Origin of the sequence: Streptomyces sp. ICBB 8177 (genome assembly GCF_003144095.1) — a bacterium.
GTDB lineage: Bacteria > Actinomycetota > Actinomycetes > Streptomycetales > Streptomycetaceae > Streptantibioticus_D.
Genome location: NZ_NSKH01000023.1, coordinates 1,308,390 through 1,324,937 on the forward strand (window position 1 = coordinate 1,308,390; position 16,548 = coordinate 1,324,937).

The 16,548-nt window shown below is 74.5% G+C and carries 13 protein-coding genes and 2 pseudogenes; 8 read left to right on the top strand and 7 right to left on the bottom strand.

The features are described from left to right. Window positions 1–969, top strand: coding sequence for a TauD/TfdA family dioxygenase (locus tag CK485_RS26130; RefSeq protein ID WP_109454277.1), 969 nt, complete (start codon window positions 1–3; stop codon window positions 967–969). Between the two features lie 186 nt (window positions 970–1,155). Continuing rightward, entirely contained in the window at window positions 1,156–4,473 is a 3,318-nt protein-coding gene (gene lysX, locus CK485_RS26135; RefSeq protein ID WP_109454278.1) for a bifunctional lysylphosphatidylglycerol synthetase/lysine--tRNA ligase LysX, read from the top strand. Between the two features lie 24 nt (window positions 4,474–4,497). On the opposite strand, the gene CK485_RS29850 is transcribed toward lysX, so the two are convergent. Further along, complete coding sequence (locus tag CK485_RS29850) at window positions 4,498–5,172, bottom strand: helix-turn-helix domain-containing protein (RefSeq protein WP_241968582.1); 675 nt, start codon at window positions 5,170–5,172, stop codon at window positions 4,498–4,500. A gap of 4 nt (window positions 5,173–5,176) precedes the next feature. Here CK485_RS29850 and CK485_RS26145 point away from each other — a divergent pair. Beyond that, window positions 5,177–5,518, top strand: a pseudogene (locus CK485_RS26145) (molybdopterin cofactor-binding domain-containing protein); the annotation flags it as partial. A 44-nt stretch (window positions 5,519–5,562) separates the two neighbouring features. Here CK485_RS26145 and CK485_RS26150 read toward each other — a convergent pair. After that, window positions 5,563–6,501, bottom strand: a complete 939-nt coding sequence (locus CK485_RS26150) for a serine protease (protein ID WP_158288242.1) — start codon at window positions 6,499–6,501, stop codon at window positions 5,563–5,565. Window positions 6,502–6,715: 214 nt separating this feature from the next. On the opposite strand from CK485_RS26150, the gene CK485_RS26155 reads away from it, so the two are divergent. After that, entirely contained in the window at window positions 6,716–7,372 is a 657-nt protein-coding gene (locus CK485_RS26155) for a uridine kinase (RefSeq protein ID WP_109454280.1), read from the top strand. A gap of 7 nt (window positions 7,373–7,379) precedes the next feature. Here the strand turns inward: CK485_RS26155 and CK485_RS26160 are convergent, their stop codons facing one another. The 3 genes from CK485_RS26160 to CK485_RS26170 form a co-directional block, all read right to left on the bottom strand. After that, window positions 7,380–8,042 (bottom strand): TNT domain-containing protein, encoded by a 663-nt coding sequence (locus CK485_RS26160; RefSeq protein WP_109454281.1) that lies wholly within the window; start codon window positions 8,040–8,042, stop codon window positions 7,380–7,382. A 157-nt stretch (window positions 8,043–8,199) separates the two neighbouring features. After that, the gene (locus tag CK485_RS26165; RefSeq protein ID WP_109454282.1) at window positions 8,200–9,702 is read right to left on the bottom strand and encodes a DHA2 family efflux MFS transporter permease subunit; all 1,503 of its coding nucleotides are present in this window, start codon (window positions 9,700–9,702) and stop codon (window positions 8,200–8,202) included. Between the two features lie 81 nt (window positions 9,703–9,783). After that, complete coding sequence (locus tag CK485_RS26170; RefSeq protein WP_109454283.1) at window positions 9,784–10,383, bottom strand: TetR/AcrR family transcriptional regulator; 600 nt, start codon at window positions 10,381–10,383, stop codon at window positions 9,784–9,786. A 674-nt stretch (window positions 10,384–11,057) separates the two neighbouring features. Between CK485_RS26170 and CK485_RS26180 the strand changes: the two genes are divergently transcribed. The 3 genes from CK485_RS26180 (at window position 11,058) to CK485_RS26190 (ending at window position 13,662) form a co-directional block, all read left to right on the top strand. Then, on the top strand, window positions 11,058–11,732 hold the full coding sequence (locus tag CK485_RS26180; RefSeq protein ID WP_109454285.1) for a DUF1275 family protein: 675 nt from the start codon (window positions 11,058–11,060) through the stop codon (window positions 11,730–11,732). 131 nt (window positions 11,733–11,863) lie between these two features. Then, window positions 11,864–13,255, top strand: coding sequence for an NADP-dependent succinic semialdehyde dehydrogenase (locus tag CK485_RS26185; protein ID WP_109454286.1), 1,392 nt, complete (start codon window positions 11,864–11,866; stop codon window positions 13,253–13,255). Window positions 13,256–13,296: 41 nt separating this feature from the next. Continuing rightward, window positions 13,297–13,662 carry a VOC family protein gene (locus CK485_RS26190; RefSeq protein WP_109454431.1) on the top strand — a complete coding sequence of 122 codons (366 nt, stop codon included), beginning with the start codon at window positions 13,297–13,299 and terminating at the stop codon, window positions 13,660–13,662. A gap of 14 nt (window positions 13,663–13,676) precedes the next feature. Here CK485_RS26190 and CK485_RS26195 read toward each other — a convergent pair whose 3' ends face one another. Continuing rightward, complete coding sequence (locus CK485_RS26195; RefSeq protein WP_109454287.1) at window positions 13,677–14,300, bottom strand: histidine phosphatase family protein; 624 nt, start codon at window positions 14,298–14,300, stop codon at window positions 13,677–13,679. Window positions 14,301–14,449: 149 nt separating this feature from the next. On the opposite strand from CK485_RS26195, the gene CK485_RS26200 reads away from it, so the two are divergent. Further along, window positions 14,450–15,886, top strand: a complete 1,437-nt coding sequence (locus CK485_RS26200) for an NAD(P)/FAD-dependent oxidoreductase (RefSeq protein ID WP_199239507.1) — start codon at window positions 14,450–14,452, stop codon at window positions 15,884–15,886. An 83-nt stretch (window positions 15,887–15,969) separates the two neighbouring features. Here the strand turns inward: CK485_RS26200 and CK485_RS26205 are convergent. Continuing rightward, window positions 15,970–16,548, bottom strand: a pseudogene (locus tag CK485_RS26205) (acetyl-coenzyme A synthetase); the annotation flags it as partial.

A 16,548-nucleotide genomic window follows, 5' to 3' on the forward strand; every position in this document is an offset into this window, starting at 1 on the left:
ATGTCTGACGCTCCGCCGCAGCGCGTGACCATCCCCGGCGACGTCACCGCGTGGCTCTCGGCGGATCTGCGCGAACCCGGCGGCGTCGACGGCCTGCTGCCCGACGACGACCCCGGCGCGTACGGCGGGACGGGCGCCAAGCTGCTGCGCAACCACCTCCCCGCCGCCGTGCTGGAGCGCCTGACCGCCTGGCGCAGCGATCCGCAGCCCTGGCTGACGGTCGGCAACCTGCCGGGGCCGCGGGAGTTCGTGCCCACCCCGCGGGACGGCTTCGCCGACGAGAGCGCGCTGACCGTGCCCAACCTCGTCCACTTCGGCCTGCTGCGCCTGCTCGGGGTGACCCCGGTCGCGTACCGCTGGGAGAACGACGGGCGGCTCATCCGCAACGTCGCGCCCCGGCCCGGCTCGGCCGGGACCCTGACCTCCTGGGGTTCGACGGCCCCGCTGGACTGGCACACCGACGACTCCGTGCTCGACCACGACGACGGCGCGGGTCCGGCGGACGCCATACCGCACTACCTGTCGTTCTACGGGATGCGCAACGAGGAGCGGGTGCCGACCGACCTGCTCGACGTGGACACGGTGCTCGCGGGGCTGCCCCGCTGGACCCAGGACGACCTGCGGCGGCCGGAGTTCGCGGTCAGCGCGCCGGAGTCGTACGCGCCCGCCGACGGCGACCGCCCCGCGCGGGATGCCGTGCCGCTGCTGTGGACGCTGCCGGACGGGCACGACGCCGTACGGTACGGGCCCGGCCGGATCACCGGGCGCACGACGCGGGCGGTGCGGGCGCTGACCCGGTTCGAGCAGCGTCTCGGCGAGCTGGAGGGCGAGCCGGTGCTGGTCGGGGCGGGCGACTTCCACATCTTCGACAACCGCCGGGTGCTGCACCGCCGGGTGCCCTTCCAGCCGGCCGCGCCGGGGACGGCCCGCTGGCTGCGGCGTTGCTACGCGCGGGCCCGGCAGGACTGATCGCGAGGCCGCCGGTCCTTTCGGCCGCCCGGACCGGCGGCCGACGCGGGCGCGCGGGCCGGGCGCCCGGGCACCCTCCGTACGGCGGGCGCTTCGCAGGGCGAACCCGGGCGGGCGTCTATACCGTGGATCGTGGCGGAACCGGCGCTGAGAGCGCCCGCGCCCGGCACGAGCACCAGGAGGGCCATGAGCAGCGCCCAGGTCACCACGGGAACCGGGCTGTGGCAGCGCTTCCTGGCCCGCGTCCCGGCCTGGCTCGGCGCCTTCTTCGGCGCCCTGGGCGTCCTGTGCGCGGTCACCGCCGTCATCGCGCCGCTGCGCCGTCTGCTCGCGCCGGTGCTCCGCTTCATCGACGACTGGCTGGTGCCCGCGTCGCCCAACCTCGCCTACGCGGTCTTCCTCCTGTTGTTGTCCGGCGCGCTGCTGGCCAGGAAACGCGCCGCCTGGTGGTGGGTCACCTTCTACGTGGGCCTGGTGCTGCTCGCCGAGGCGCTGACGGTGACCGTGGTCAGCGTCACCGAGTCCGCGGTGTCGATCGCCATCACCGCCGTGGTCTTCGCGGTGCTGATCCTCGGGCGGGCGCAGTTCCCGGCCCGGGTGCGGCGCGGGGCGTTCTGGCGGGCGCTGGGCGTGCTGCTGCTCGGCCTGGTGGTGGCGGTGCTGGCCGGATGGGCGCTGGTGGCCGCGTTCCACGGCGGCCTCCCACCGCGGCAGTGGCTGCTGTGGTCGGCCAACCGGGTGCTGGGTGGCCTGACGAGCACACGCCACTTCACCGGCCGCCCGCCGCACACCATCGACTTCTTCCTCGGTCTGTTCGGCGCGCTGGCGCTGCTGAACGCCGCCCGGGTGCTGTTCCGTTCGCAGAAGGCGCAGGCGGCGCTCCACCCGGACGAGGAGGCCAGGCTGCGGGCGCTGCTGGCCCGCAACGGTTCGCAGGACTCGCTGGGCTACTTCGCCACCCGGCGCGACAAGGCCGTGGTCTTCGCACCGGGCGGCGGCGCGGCCGTCACCTACCGCGTCGAGGCCGGCGTGTGCCTGGCCAGCTCCGACCCGGTGGGGGAGCGCGGCTCGTGGCACGCGGCGATCGGCGCCTGGCTGGACCTGGCCCGTGCCTACGCGTGGGTGCCCGCCGTGATGGGTGCGAGCGAGGACGGCGCCAGGGCCTACGCCAAGGCCGGGCTCAACGCCCTGCAACTGGGTGACGAGGCGATCCTGGAACCGGCCCGCTTCGACCTGTCGGGCCGCGACATGCGGGTGACCCGGCAGGCGGTCAACCGGGTGCGCCGCACCGGGATGACCACCCGGATGCGCCGCCACCGCGACCTGACGCAGGACGAGATGGACGCCGTCGTCAAGCTCGCCGACGACTGGCGCGACACCGAGGTCGAACGCGGCTTCTCGATGGCACTCGGCCGCCTCGGCGACCCGGCGGACGGCGACTGCCTGCTGGCCGAGGCGCTCACCGCGGACGGCGAGACCGCGGCCCTGCTGTCCTTCGTGCCCTGGGGGCCCGACGGCATCTCGCTGGACGTGATGCGCCGCGACCGTTCCGCGCCGAACGGGATCATGGAGTTCATGGTCGCCGAACTCATGGCGCAGTCGGCCAGGTTGGGCGTCAGGCGGGTCTCGCTCAACTTCGCGGTCTTCCGTTCCGTCTTCGAGGAGGGCGCCCGCATCGGCGCCGGGCCGGTGCTGCGGATGTGGCGCCGGATGCTGCTGTTCTTCTCCAAGTGGTGGCAGCTGGAGGCGCTGTACCGCTCCAACGTCAAGTACCAGCCGCACTGGAACCCGCGCTTCCTGTGCTTCGCCGAAGGTCGCATGCTCGCCCGCATCGGCATCGCCGCGGGCATCGCCGAGGGCTTCGTGGACTTCCCCCGGCTCGGTCGCCGCCGCCCCCAGGGCGTCCGGCCGCCGGTGAGCGCCGCGCCGCTGCCGCCGCTCACCGAGAAGGACCTCGCCCTGACGGTCGTCCCCGAACGCAAGGCCAGGCGCCAACCTCCCGGCGAGGGGGACGAGTTGGCGGGCCTGCCCGAACAGGTACGGGTGCGGCACGAGAAGCTGCGCAGGCTCATCGCCGACGGCGTCGAGCCCTACCCGGTCGACGCCGCCCCCACCCGCACCCTCGCCCAGGTCCGCGCGGCCCACCCCGCCCTCGCGCCCGGGGAGCGCACCGGCGAACACGTCGTGGTGGCCGGGCGGCTGATGCTGCGCCGGGACTTCGGCGGCGTGGTCTTCGCCGTGCTGCGCGACTGGTCGGGGGACCTCCAGGTGATGCTGACCCGCGACGAGCTGGGCGCGGCGGCGCTCGCCCGGTTCGCCAAGGACGCCGACCTCGGCGACCACGTGGAGGTCACCGGGGAGACCGGTGCCAGCCGCACCGGCGAACCCTCGGTGCTGGTCTCGTCCTGGCGGCTGATCGCCAAGTGCCTGCACCCGCTGCCGGACAAGCGGCGCGGCCTGACCGACCCGGAGTCCCGGGTCAGGCAGCGCTACCTCGACCTCGTCGTGCGCCCCGAGGCCCGCCGGGTGGTCAGGGCGCGCGGCGCCGCCGTGCAGGCCCTGCGCTCCGGGCTGCTGGAGCGCGGCTACCTGGAGGTCGAGACCCCGATGCTCCAGCAGGTGCACGGCGGCGCCAACGCCCGCCCGTTCACCACCCACATCAACGCCTACGACCTCGACCTGTACCTGCGGATCGCGCCGGAGCTGTACCTGAAACGGCTGTGCGTGGGCGGCGTGGAGCGCGTCTTCGAACTGGGCCGCACCTTCCGCAACGAGGGCACCTCGTACAAGCACAACCCCGAGTTCACCATGCTGGAGGCCTACCAGGCGTTCGCCGACTACGACACCATGCTGCGGCTCACCCGCGAGCTGATCCAGTCCGCCGCCACGGCCGCCAACGGGGCCTGCGTGGCCCGCAAGGCCGACGCGGACGGCCGTCTCGTCGACCACGACATCTCGGGCGAGTGGCCGGTCAAGACGGTCTACGGCGCCCTGTCCGAGGCCCTGGGGGAGCAGGTCGACGCCGACACCGACGTCAAGCGGCTCAAGGCGCTGTGCGACCGCGCCGGCGTGCCGTACGCCAAGGGCATGGGGCGCGGCGACATCGTGCTGGAGATGTACGAGCGGCTGGTGGAGGAGCCCACCCGACTGCCCACGTTCTACAAGGACTTCCCCACCGACGTCTCCCCGCTCACCCGCCAGCACCGCGTGGACCCCCGACTCGCCGAACGCTGGGACCTGGTCGCGTTCGGCACCGAACTCGGCACCGCGTACTCGGAGTTGATCAACCCGGTGGAGCAGCGGCGGCGTCTGACCGCGCAGTCCCTGCTGGCCGCCGGCGGCGACCCGGAGGCGATGGAACTGGACGAGGACTTCCTGACCGCGCTGGAGTACGCCATGCCGCCCACCGGCGGCCTGGGCATCGGCGTCGACCGTCTGGTGATGTTCCTGACCGGGCTGACGATCCGCGAGACGCTGCCGTTCCCGTTGGTGCGACGACACTGACGCAGGCGATGACGGGGCGTCACCTCAGGCGCACAGCAAGGCCGTTCGCAGGTCGATGCGGTCCTCCAGGCGGGAGAGGTCCTTGCCGGTGAGGTGTTCGATCCGCTGGATGCGGTAGTGCACGGTGTTGACGTGGACGTGCAGTTGCTCGGCGGTGCGCACCCACGAGCCGCCCGACGGCACCGCCTCGCTCACGCCCGCGCGCAGCGCCGTCGCCGGGGCCAGCGCCTGCAACCGCCGCCAGACGGGGGCGAGTCCGGCGGCCAGCGCCTCGGTCGCGCCGGGCGTCGTGGCCAGCACGGCCACCGCCGTCCCCTCGCCGTCGCAGCCCACCACGAACGGCAGGTCCACCACCGTGCGCAGCGCCTCCGCCAGCGCCCAGCGCGCGATGCCCGCACCGTCCTGCGCCGCCGGGGAGTCCGGTGCCCGCACGGTCAGCACCACCAGCGGGCCCTCACCCGGCAGACCGCACTCGGCCAGCGCGGCCCCCACCACCGTGTCCTGCGCCCGGCCCCTGGCCAGCAGGACGGCGAGCCGGTCGGCGGCGTCCTGCCGCGCTGCCTTTCGCGCCGCCCCCAGTGTGCGGTGCAGACCGACGAAGTCGGCGATCTCCCGCAGCACCCGCGGCGGCGGCGTACCGGCCGACGGGTGCGCGTAGACATACCACGTGCCCAGCGGCGACCGGGCCCGGGCGTCCACCGGCCGGGGCCAGGTCGAGGGCGGCGTCACCCAGGCGCTCGGGGCCACCCTCTTCGAGGAGGTGGTGGTGGACGAGCGCGGCGCGGTCACCACGGCCGCGTTCCGCCGCTACCACCTGCCGACCTACGCGGACACCCCGCGCACCGAGGTGCACTTCACGCCCACCCGAGACGCCATCGGCCCGCTCGGCGCGAAGTCGATGAGCGAGAGTCCCTTCAACCCGGTCGCCCCCGCGCTCGCCAACGCGCTGCGCGACGCCACCGGGGTCCGCTTCACCCAACTGCCGTTGACCCGCGACCGGGTCTGGCTGGGGCTGCGCGACCACGCAGTGGCACGGGAAGTCTGAAGTGCCGTTGGAGCGCGCCGCGTTGGGCCTGCGGGCGCGCGACTTCAGGAGTCGGCGACCGCCTGCTGGTACAGGTCGCGCACCTGTGGGCCGAAGACGCTGCTGTACGACACATACGGCACCGTGCCGCCGCTCAGGTAGCCGCCGATGACGCCGACCACCGAGCCGCTGCCGTCCGGCCGTACTCCCGACAGCCACGGGCTGCCGCTGGTGCCGCCGCTGAACCCGGGGCAGTAGACACGCAGTCGGTCGGCGACCGGCTCGGTGGCGGTGCCGTCGCACACCACGGGGGTGTCCACGCCGTGCGGATAGCCCATCAGCCGCACGGGACCCGGGCCACGTCCGAAGGCGAGGGGGTTCCCGCCGACCACGTCCTCGATCTCGCGCCCGTGCAGCGGCTCGATCACCAGGAACGCCACGTCGGCGTCCGGGTCGGTCTCCCAGACCCAACTGGGCGCCACGAAGGCGCTGCTGACCCGCCAGACCCCGGCCGGCTCCGTTCCGCCCGCGCTCAGGCCCGGGGCGAAGCCGAGCCCGGTCAGGTAACTGCCGCCCGCGCCGCCGTGCACGCAGTGCGCCGCGGTGATCACCAGGTCGCGGTGCGGGCTGTCGATCACGCTGCCGGTGCAGTAGTGACTGGGCTGCTCCGCGTAGTGCAGGACGGTGCCCACCCGGTACGGCGGTGGATACGCGGGCGGGGGAGCGGAGGCCTTCGGTGGTGCGGCGGGCCTGGCCCGGCCCGTCGCACCGAGTACCGGCCACCCGAGGGGGCCGGCCCCGGCGGGGTGCGAGGAGTCGGGAGGCGCCCCGGCGCGGTCCGCCGACCCGCCGCCCGCCGTCGCCGTGCGCACCACGTCGTGCGCGGCGCCCGCATCCGCCGCGGGGCGTGCCGCGATCCCCGTCGAGGACAGCCAGAACGCGATCAGGCAGGCCAGCGCCGCTCCTGCCGCCCCCAGCACCCCGGCCCTGCCGAACCACTTCACGCTGTACTCCCCGGGCCGCCGGACGCCGGGGCGCGCCCTGCCCGCGCCCCCGGCAGATGATCCGACGACCCGGCGCACGGCGGCAGCCCGACACTCACCCGCTCACCCTTCCGGGGGACGCCGACGGGGACACTCGGAGGACCCGCGGGTGCCGCCGCGCGGGGGTGTCCGGCCGCCGACGGCGGGTGTGGGGCGTTGAGGCAGGATGGCGGGTGTGCGCTTCACACCTGTCTCCTGGCCCCGGCTGACCGACGCCCTCGCCGAGCGGATCGCGGCGCTCGCCCCGCTCGACGGCGGACCCTGGGCCCGGGTGGTCGTGGACGGCGCTCCCGCCGCCCGCACCGGCGAACTCGCCGACGCGCTGGCCGAGGCGTTGCGCACGCGCGGCCGCCGGACGCTGCGGGTGAGCGCGGACGGCTTCTGGCGACCCGCCTCGGTACGGCTGGAGTACGGGCACCGGGACGTCGACGCGTACTACGACCTGTGGCTGGACACCGGCGCGCTGTGGCGTGAGGTCTTCGGTCCGTTGAGCCCCGGCGGCGACGGGCGGGCGCTCCCCTCGCTGTGGGACCCGGTCACCGACCGCGCGACCCGGGCGCCCTACGTGACGCTCCCGCCCGGATCCGTGCTGCTGCTCGACGGTCCGCTGCTGCTGGGCCGGGGCTTCCCCGTCGACCTCGGGATCCACCTGCGGCTGTCCCCGGCCGCGCTGGCCCGCCGCACGCCCGATCCCGACCGATGGACGCTGCCCGCATTCGAGCGCTACGACGAGGAGGTCGACCCCGGCACGACAGCGGACGTCGTGGTGCGCTGCGACGACCCGCGCCACCCCGCGTGGTCCGAGGACGGCCACGCGGGGAACGGCAGTTGACGTCGAGTCAGACAAGCCGTCGCAGATAGCCGTTGGCGACCAGCCATCCCACGGTGAGCTGCGTCGGCGCACCCCGCAGCAGGCTCGCGTCCAGCTGGTACTGCCGGCCGCGCCCGGGCTGTCCGAACCACGGCGCGATCGGCCCCGCGTCCACGCTGAACGCCTTGAGCACCCGGTAGTCGTGGTAGTTGCAGCCGGCCGCGGGCGTGCCGTCCAGGCTCTGCGGCGGGATGGAACGCTCGGCGTACGGCAGGCCCTCCGGAGCGAGGAACGAGCCGTACTCGCTGCCGTAGCGGTCGATGTCCTGGCCGGGGCGCAGTGCCTGGTGCCATTCGACCGGCGTGCCGTCGGGCCGGGTGACGTAGCCGTTGGCGGGCGGGTAGATCCAGCCGCCCTGGCCGGAGTTGGCCGCCGCGTCGTAGTAACGGGCCAGGAAGGCCCGGTCGCCGAGGCCGCCGGTGCGCCGGTAGCCGATCAGCTGGTGGCCGACCCGGCCGCGGTCCGGTAGCCGCGCGGGGCCGAGCCTGGCGTCCTGGTCGAAGTACCCGGCCGAGCAGGTCGCGGCGTGCGTGTGCGCCGGCGGCGAGGCGGCGGTGGCGGGTGCCGCCACCGCCACCGGGACGAGGAACGCGCTGGCGAACAGCGCCGCGACGAACCGGCGAACCCTCATGTGAGCCCCTGTCTTGAGACGGCGGAAGCGGTCGGTCGCCCATGCTAGGAGTACGGGGATCGTCACACGCGGTGAACGCCGCAAGTGTGATCATCGGTCCGTGCTCCGGGCGACCGACCGCTTCCGCGGGGCCCGTCGGAGGGCGCCGGGGCCTGCGTCACATGTGGACGACCGGCGCCGCGGCGGAGTCCTGTGACGGCCTGCCGCCGCGGTACATCAGCGCTGTGATGACCAGGCCGGCGACGAAGAACCCGGCCGACCACCAGTACGCGGTGGAGTAGCTGTGCAACTGCGCCTGGGCGGCCAGCACCGGTGTCGGCCGCTTGCCCGACATGTAGTGGGTGGCGGCGCTGGCGGCGAGGGTGTTGAGCAGCGCGGTCCCGATCGAACCGCCCACCTGCTGCATGGTGTTGACGGTGGCGGACGCCACACCCGCGTCCCGCGGCCCGATGCGGTCGGTCGCCAGGCTCATCGCGGGCGGCATGACCAGGCCGAGGCCCAGGCCCATCACGATCAGCGGCGGCAGCACGTCGGCCGCGTAGGTGCTGTGCAGCCCCAGGTTGGTCAGCCACGCCATGCCGATCGCGGCCATGCCCATGCCCAGCGGCACGATCGGGCGCGGACCGACCCGCGGCACCAGCACGTTGGTCGCCAGCTGCGCGGTGACCATCAGCGAACCGATCATCGGCAGGAACGCGAGTCCCGTGGTCACCGGGGTGTAGCGCAGCGTCGTCTGGAGGTAGTAGGTGAGGAAGAGGAACACCCCGAACATGCCGGCGCCGGAGATGGCGACGGTGATGAACGACGCGCCCCGGTTGCGGTCCAGCAGCACCCGCAGCGGCAGCAGCGGGTGTCCCGCCCTGCGCTGCCAGGCGGCGAACGCCGCTATCAGCACCGCGCCCGCGGCCAGGAAGCCCCACGTCATCGGCGAACCCCAGTGGTGGGTCTCGGCGTTGGAGAAGCCGTAGACCAGGCCGAACAGGCCGGCGGAGACGAGCAGGGTGCCGGGCAGGTCGAGCTTGGGCCGGTCGGCGGGGGCGCCGGGCTTGAGCAGCACCAGACCACCGATGAACGCGATGACGGCGAAGATGAGATTGACGTACAGCGTCCATCGCCAGCTGAGGTGCTCGGTCAGCACACCGCCGAGCAGCAGGCCGATGCCGCCGCCCGCACCCGCGATGGCGCCGTAGATGCCGAACGCCTTCGCGCGCTCCTTGGCGTCGGTGAAGGTGACGTTGAGCAGCGCCAGCGCGGCCGGGGCGAGCAGAGCGCCGAACAGTCCCTGCAACGCCCGCCCGGTCACGAGCAGGCCGAAGCCCTGCGCGGCACCGGCGAGCGCGGAGGCCCCCGCGAAGCCGAGCACGCCGACCAGGAAGACGATCTTGCGGCCGACCAGGTCGGCGAGGCGCCCGCCGAGCAGCAACAGGCTGCCGAAGGCGAGCGAGTAGGCGGTGACGATCCACTGGCGGTTGCCGTCGGAGAACCCGAGGGCCCGCTGTGCGGACGGCAGGGCGATGTTCACGACGGTGGCGTCCAGGACGACCATCAGCTGCGCGATGCCGATGACGGCGAGGACGAACCAGCGGTTGGCGGCCGGGTGTTCGCCGCCGCCGCGCTCCTTGGCGAGGCCGACGGGATGGTCGGCGGTGGTCTGGGACATGGCGTGGTCCTTGGGCTCGGGAGGGTCTGGTGCTCGGTGCGGCGGTCCGGCGCCGGTGCTGCGGCGGCCGGGTGGCCGGTGTCAGCTGTTGAGGAGCGCGGGCAGCACGACCGCGTCGATGTAGCGCGTCATGTAGGCGGCGTCCGCGAAGCGGTCCTCGAGGATCTTGCGGGCGGGTAGCGCGGCGACCAGCATCGGCAGGAAGAACTCGGCCGCCTTGGCGTCCGCGCGCAGCTCACCGCGGGCGACGGCGCGTTCCAGCATCGCGTCCAGGACGGCGCGTTCCGGCTCGATGAGGGCCTGGCGCATGGCGTCGCCGAGTTCCGGATGGCCGTCGCAGGCGTGTCCGACGGCGGCCAGCAGCGCCGTGTCGCCGGGGGCCACCTGCTCGACGCGATGGGCGATCTCCAGCAGGTCGCCGCGCAGGCTGCCGGTGTCGATGCCCGCGCTGTGGAGCGGCTTGAGGTGCCGCAGCGCGGCGGCGACCAGTTGGGGCTTGCCCTTCCACTGCCGGTAGAGCGTCGCCTTGCTGGTGCGGGCCCGGGCGGCGACGGCGTCCATGGTCATCGCCTCGTACCCGGCGCCGCGCAGTTCCTCCAGCACGGCGGCGTAGAGTTTCGCCTCGCGATCCGGGGTGAGGCGGGTGCGGCGGGCCGGCGCCTGTCCGGATTCCGTGGTCATGTGCCCACCTCCCTGGCGGTCGCCCGCAGGCCGTCCGACCGGCGGTCCACGGGGTCGAGTGGAGCTGCCGCGCCCCGGTCTCGAACGAAACTGTTTCGTACAGCTCTACGGTAGGACAGGGCTTATCGAAACGCAAGAGTTTCGCTAGCGGCGGTCGAGTGGCCACGGGTTCTGCCTCGGACGGACCAATGCGGCTCTGCCCTGGACGGACCAGTCGGCCGCGCGCGCACGGGACTTCGGGGGCGACGCTGGGGAAGGGCGGGTACTGGGCCGGATCCAGGGCAGGAGCGTGCCAGAACGACCCGAACCGACAGGAAGGTGGAGGTTGTCGTGCTGCGACTGCTGCGACGTCCGCGACGATCAGGACGGCCCGGACCCGGGTGGGCGCAGGGCGCGCCCGGCTGGACCAGCCCGCACCCCGACCCCGTGCCGCCGAGGCCGACGCCCTCGCCGCCTCCCGGGCCGCAGCCCGGACCCGCTCCCGGGCCCGCGCCCGTACCGGAGCCGGACCCCGTTCCCACGCCGCCGCCCGGCCCAGGCCCCGGCCCGCTGCCCGATCCGGTGCCGACGCCCCCGCCGCCGGGACCGGGCCCCGAGCCGGGCCCTGAACCCGTGCCCGACCCCGGGCCGCTGCGCTAGTGCCGCACGGGCCGGGCCGGGCGGAACACCTGGCCATGACCCTGTTGTCGGCCGCCTCCGGGGCCGTGGACGCGCTCGCGTTCACGGCCCTGGGCCACGTCTTCGCCGGGGTCATGACCGGCAACCTCGCGCTGCTGGGCATCGCGTGCGGCGGCGACCGGTTCGGCGACGTCGCGGCGCCGCTGATCGCGCTGGCCGGATACGTCGCGGGGGCGGCCGCCGCCGCACGTTTCTGCGGGACCCGGCCGGACGAGCCGGGCGACGGCTGGCCGACGCGCACGCTGGCGGTGCTGGCGGCGGAGGCCGTCCTGCTCGCGCTGAACGCCGTGGCGTGGGCCGTCGGCGGCGCGCCGCCCACCGGGGCGCCGCGGGAGGTGCTGCTGGGCGTCGCCGCCCTGGCGATGGGCGGGCAGTCGGGCGCCATGCTGGGCGCCGGTACCGCCGCGCGGCCGTCGACCTACCTGACCGGCTCGCTGACCACGTTCGTCAGCCGCGCCGCGTCGGGCGGCCCGAGGGAGACGGGGTACTGGGTGCCGGTCAGGCTCGGCGCGCTGGCCGTCGGCGCGGGGGCGGCGGCCGCGCTCCACCGCGGCGCGGCGCCGTGGGCCGCGGCGCTGCCACCGCTGCTCGTGGCGGCGGGCGCCGTCACCGCGGCACGGGCCCGCCGCGAGCGGGGCCGTCCGGCTGCGGCGGCGCCCCAGGAGGCGTAAATCGGTGAATACGGGGCACGTGGTGCTTGCGGTTCGCGGGGCGGCCACCCGGCCCGCCGCAGGCGACGCGCCCCGGCCGGCCGACGCCGAACCGACACCAGGGCTCCAGCAGGCTTCGAGGAGGACGTGCCATGCCCATCGCCACCGTCAACCCGGCGACCGGGGAGACCCTCAAGACGTTCGAGTCGCACGGGCCCGAGGAGATCGAGGCCATCGTCGCCCGGGCCGCGTCCGCCTTCCGTGAGTACCGCACGACGAGCTTCGCCGAGCGCTCCGAGCTGATGCGGCGCGCCGCCGACCTGCTGGACAAGGACCGCGACGAGATCGCCGCGACCATGACCACCGAGATGGGCAAGACACTGGCCGCCGCCCGCGCGGAGGCCGCCAAGTGCGCCAAGGCGATGCGCTGGTACGCCGAGCGCGCCGAGGGGCTGCTCGCCGACGAGCGGGTGGACGCCGCCGACGTGGAGGACTCCGGTGGCAGCAGGGCGTACGTGCGCTACCGGCCGCTGGGTGTCGTCCTGGCCGTGATGCCGTGGAACTTCCCGCTCTGGCAGGTCGTACGGTTCGCCGCGCCCGGCCTGATGGCGGGCAACGTCGGGCTGCTCAAGCACGCCTCCAACGTGCCGCAGACCGCCCTGTACCTCGGTGACCTCTTCCGCCGCGCGGGCTTCCCCGAGGGCTGCTTCGCCACCTTGCTGATCGGGTCGCGGGAGGTGGAGAAGGTGCTGCGCGACCCCAGGATCGCCGCCGCCACGCTGACCGGCAGCGAGCCCGCTGGCCGCTCGGTCGCCTCGATCGCGGGCGACGAGGTGAAGAAGACCGTGCTCGAACTCGGCGGCAGCGACCCGTACATCGTGCTGCCCTCCGCCGACGTCGCGGCCGCCGCGAAGACCGCGGTCACCGCCCGCGTGCAGAACAACGGGCAGTCGTGCATCGCCGCCAAGCGCTTCATCGTGCACACGGACGTCTACGACGAGTTCGCCGAACGCTTCGTTTCGGGCATGAAGGCACTGAGCGTGGGCGACCCGATGCGGGAGGGCACGGACGTCGGTCCGGTCTCCAGCGAGCAGGGCCGCGCCGACCTGGAGGAACTGGTGGACGACGCCACCGCGCGCGGCGCCACGGCGCTCTGCGGCGGCCGGCGGCCCCAGGACCAGCCCAAGGGCTGGTTCTACGAGCCGACCGTGCTCGCCGGCGTCACCCCCGAGATGCGCATCCACCACGAGGAGGCCTTCGGCCCGGTCGCGAGCCTGTACCGGGTGCCCGACCTGGACGCCGCCGTCAAGCTCGCCAACGACACGCCGTTCGGCCTGAGTTCGAACGTGTGGACCGCCGACAACGCCGAACAGGACCGTTGTGTGCGGGACTTGCAGGCGGGCGGCGTCTTCTTCAACGGCATGACCGCTTCGCACCCCGCGATGCCGTTCGGCGGCGTCAAGCGCTCCGGCTACGGGCGCGAGCTGGCGGACCACGGCATCCGCGAGTTCTGCAACACCACCACCGTCTGGTACGGCCGTTGAGCGACGGCGACGGCGACGGCGACGGCGGCGGACTGCCCGGCATGGAGCTGGCCGTGGTGCTCGACTGCGCGGACCCCGAACGGCTCGCCGGGTTCTGGAGCACGGCCCTCGGCTACCGGCGCACCGGCGGCGAGGCGCCGTACGTCGTCCTCGCCGATCCCGGCGGGCGGTGGCCGGAGCTGCTGCTCCAGCGGGTCCCCGAGCCCAAGCGGGGCAAGAACCGCGCCCACCTCGACCTGCGCGTCTCCACTCTGGAGCCGCACCTGGCACGGTTGCTGGAGGCCGGGGCGCGGCGACTGCGCGGGCCCTTCGACGACGGCGGGTGGCTGACCGTCGTGCTGGCCGACCCGGAGGGCGACGAGTTCTGCCTCATCGTCCCGCCGGGCGGCCTGCCGACCAGGGGCTGAGCCACCCGGGGGCGTCACGCGTGCGGGGCGGGCGGCTCCTGGTTCCACGACGCCACGACCGGGCGGCCGTGCTCGGTGCCCAGACGGCTCACCGTGGCCGTGTCCAGCCGGAACAGGGCGCCGCCCGCCGCGGGCAGCCCCAGCCGCCGGGCCGTGATCACCCGCAGGACGTGGGCGTGCGCGACCAGCACCACGTCGCCGCCCTCGCCGTCGAGGTCCGCGTCGCGCAGCGCCGCGTCCACCTGCTTCAGGACCCGGTCGGCGCGTTCCCCCACCTGCGCCGGACTCTCCCCAGGATGACCGTCGGGCCCGGGCACCACGCCGTCGGTCCACAGGTCCCACTCCGGGCGGGTGCGGTGGATCTCCACCGTGGTGATCCCCTCGTAGCCGCCGTAGTCCCACTCGTGCAGCTCGGAGTCGACGACCGCGTCGCGCAGCCCCGCCAGCTCGGCGGTCCTGCGGGCCCGCGCCATCGGGCTGGTGAGGGTGAGCGCGATCCGCCGCCCGGCCAGCAACGGCACCAGGGAGCGGGCCTGCTCCTCGCCCCGGGCGGTCAGCGGCAGGTCCGTCCAGCTGGTGTGCTTTCCCGTCCGGCTCCACTCCGTCTCGCCGTGCCGGATCAGAATCAACTCGCCCATGTACGTTCCCGCCTCGTTTCCTGGCGCGCCGGCGCCGTCGCGTGTCACGCTCAGCACCATCTTGCTCGATCGCCGGCCGGGGCGCGGATGCGGGTGTGCCGCGACTGCCGGAGGATGGCCGGCGAGGAAACCGACCGGGAGGCGGCACCGTGGATCAGGAGCGCACGTACGACGTCGTGGTCATCGGCGCGGGTCCGACCGGAGAGAACCTGGCGGACCGCGCCCGCGCGGCCGGCCTGGCCGTCGCCGTCGTGGAGAGCGAACTCGTCGGCGGCGAGTGCTCGTACTGGGCCTGCATGCCCAGCAAGGCCCTGCTGCGCCCGCACACCGCGCTCGCCGAGGCCCGCAGGCTCCCCGGCGCCCGCGAGGCGGCCGGCGGCGCCCTGGACGCGGCGGCGGTGCTCGCCCGGCGCGACGACTTCGCCGCGCACTGGAAGGACGACGGCCAGGCGGAGTGGGTGCGCGGCGCCGGACTCGACCTGGTGCGCGGGCACGGCAGGCTCGACGGGCCCCGCAGGGTCGCCGTCGGCACCCCCGACGGCTCACGCGTGCTGCTCACCGCCCGGCACGCGGTCGCCGTCTGCACCGGCAGCCGTGCCGCGCTGCCCGCCCTGCCGGGGCTCGCGGCGGCGGGGGTGTGGACCAGCCGGGAGGCCACCAGCGCCAAGGAGGTGCCCGGGCGGCTGGCCGTGGTCGGCGGCGGGGTGGTCGCCGTGGAGATGGCGACCGCGTGGCGGGCCCTGGGCAGCGAGGTCACCCTGCTGGTGCGCGGGGGCGGGTTGCTGCCTCGCATGGAACCGTTCGCCGGTGAGCTGGTCGCCGAGGGGCTGACCGCCGCCGGGGTGGAGGTCCGCACCGGAGTGTCGGTGACCGCGGTGGGCCGCCCGGCGCCGGCGGCCCCGGTGACCCTGACGCTGGACGACGGCGGCGAACTCGTCGCCGACGAGGCGCTGTTCGCCACCGGCCGCGCTCCCAGGACCGACGACCTCGGACTGGAGACGGTCGGCCTGACCCCCGGCGACTGGCTGACCGTGGACGACTCCTGCCGGGTGATCGGGGTCGACGGCGAGTGGCTCTACGCCGCGGGGGACGTCAACCACCGCGCGCTGCTGACCCACCAGGGCAAGTACCAGGCGCGGATCGCGGGCGCCGTCATCGGAGCCCTCGCGCAGGGCGAGCCCCTCGACCCCGCTCCCTGGGGGCCGCACCGGGCCACCGCCGACGTCGAGGCCGTGCCGCAGGTCGTCTTCGCCGACCCCGAGGCCGCCTCGGTCGGCCCGACCGCCAAGGAGGCCGAGGAGGCGGGCCGCCGCGTTCACGTCGTCGACTACGACCTGGCGCAGGTGGCGGGCTCGGCGCTGTACGGCGACGGCTACCGGGGGCGGGCCAGGATGGTGGTGGACGCCAACAGCGAACGCCTCGTCGGCGCCACCTTCGTCGGCCCGGGCGTCGGCGAACTGCTGCACTCCGCGACCGTCGCGGTGGCCGCGCAGACGCCGGTGAGCCGCCTGTGGCACGCCGTTCCCTCGTACCCGACGATCAGCGAGGTGTGGCTGCGCCTGCTGGAGGCGTACCGCGACCGGTAGTCCCGGCGCGGGCTCGCCGGACCCGGACCTGAGCCGGACCCGGGGCCGCCTTCCGCCGGACGGCGGACCCGGGTCCGGCGCGTTCACTCCTCAGGCGCGGCGCTCGGCAGCTTGGACTGGATGAGGTCCATGACCGTGCTGTCGGTGAGGGTGGTGACGTCGCCCAGCTCGCGGTTCTCGGCGACGTCCCGCAGCAGCCGTCGCATGATCTTGCCGGAGCGGGTCTTGGGCAGTTCCGACACCGGCAGGATGCGCTGGGGCTTGGCGATGGCGCCCAGTGTCGAGCCCACGTGGTCGCGCAGTTGCGCCACGAGGTCCTCGGTCTCGGTGGCGCCGCCGCGCAGGATGACGAACGCGACGATGGCCTGCCCGGTCGTGGGGTCCGTCGCTCCGACGACCGCCGCCTCGGCGACCTTGGGGTGCGAGACGAGGGCGGACTCGACCTCGGTGGTGGAGATGTTGTGCCCCGACACCAGCATCACGTCGTCGACCCGGCCGAGCAGCCAGATGTCGCCGTCGTCGTCCTTCTTCGCCCCGTCACCCGCGAAGTACCGCCCCTGGAAACGCGACCAGTAGGTGTCGAGGTACCGCTGGTCGTCGCCCCAGATCGTGCGCAGCATGCCGGGCCACGGCTCGGTGAGCACCAGATAGCCGCCCGAACC

Bases quoted from the DNA above. Each gene is read 5' to 3' on its own strand.
- CK485_RS26170 (WP_109454283.1), bottom strand. From the start codon at position 10,383: ATGACCACGGAATCCGGACAGGCGCCGGCCCGCCGCACCCGCCTCACC.
- CK485_RS26195 (WP_109454287.1), bottom strand. From the start codon at position 14,300: ATGGGCGAGTTGATTCTGATCCGGCACGGCGAGACGGAGTGGAGCCGG.
- CK485_RS26165 (WP_109454282.1), bottom strand. From the start codon at position 9,702: ATGTCCCAGACCACCGCCGACCATCCCGTCGGCCTCGCCAAGGAGCGC.
- CK485_RS26185 (WP_109454286.1), top strand. From the start codon at position 11,864: ATGCCCATCGCCACCGTCAACCCGGCGACCGGGGAGACCCTCAAGACG.
- CK485_RS26160 (WP_109454281.1), bottom strand. From the start codon at position 8,042: ATGAGGGTTCGCCGGTTCGTCGCGGCGCTGTTCGCCAGCGCGTTCCTC.
- CK485_RS26190 (WP_109454431.1), top strand. From the start codon at position 13,297: ATGGAGCTGGCCGTGGTGCTCGACTGCGCGGACCCCGAACGGCTCGCC.
- lysX (WP_109454278.1), top strand. From the start codon at position 1,156: ATGAGCAGCGCCCAGGTCACCACGGGAACCGGGCTGTGGCAGCGCTTC.
- CK485_RS26130 (WP_109454277.1), top strand. From the start codon at position 1: ATGTCTGACGCTCCGCCGCAGCGCGTGACCATCCCCGGCGACGTCACC.
- CK485_RS26180 (WP_109454285.1), top strand. From the start codon at position 11,058: ATGACCCTGTTGTCGGCCGCCTCCGGGGCCGTGGACGCGCTCGCGTTC.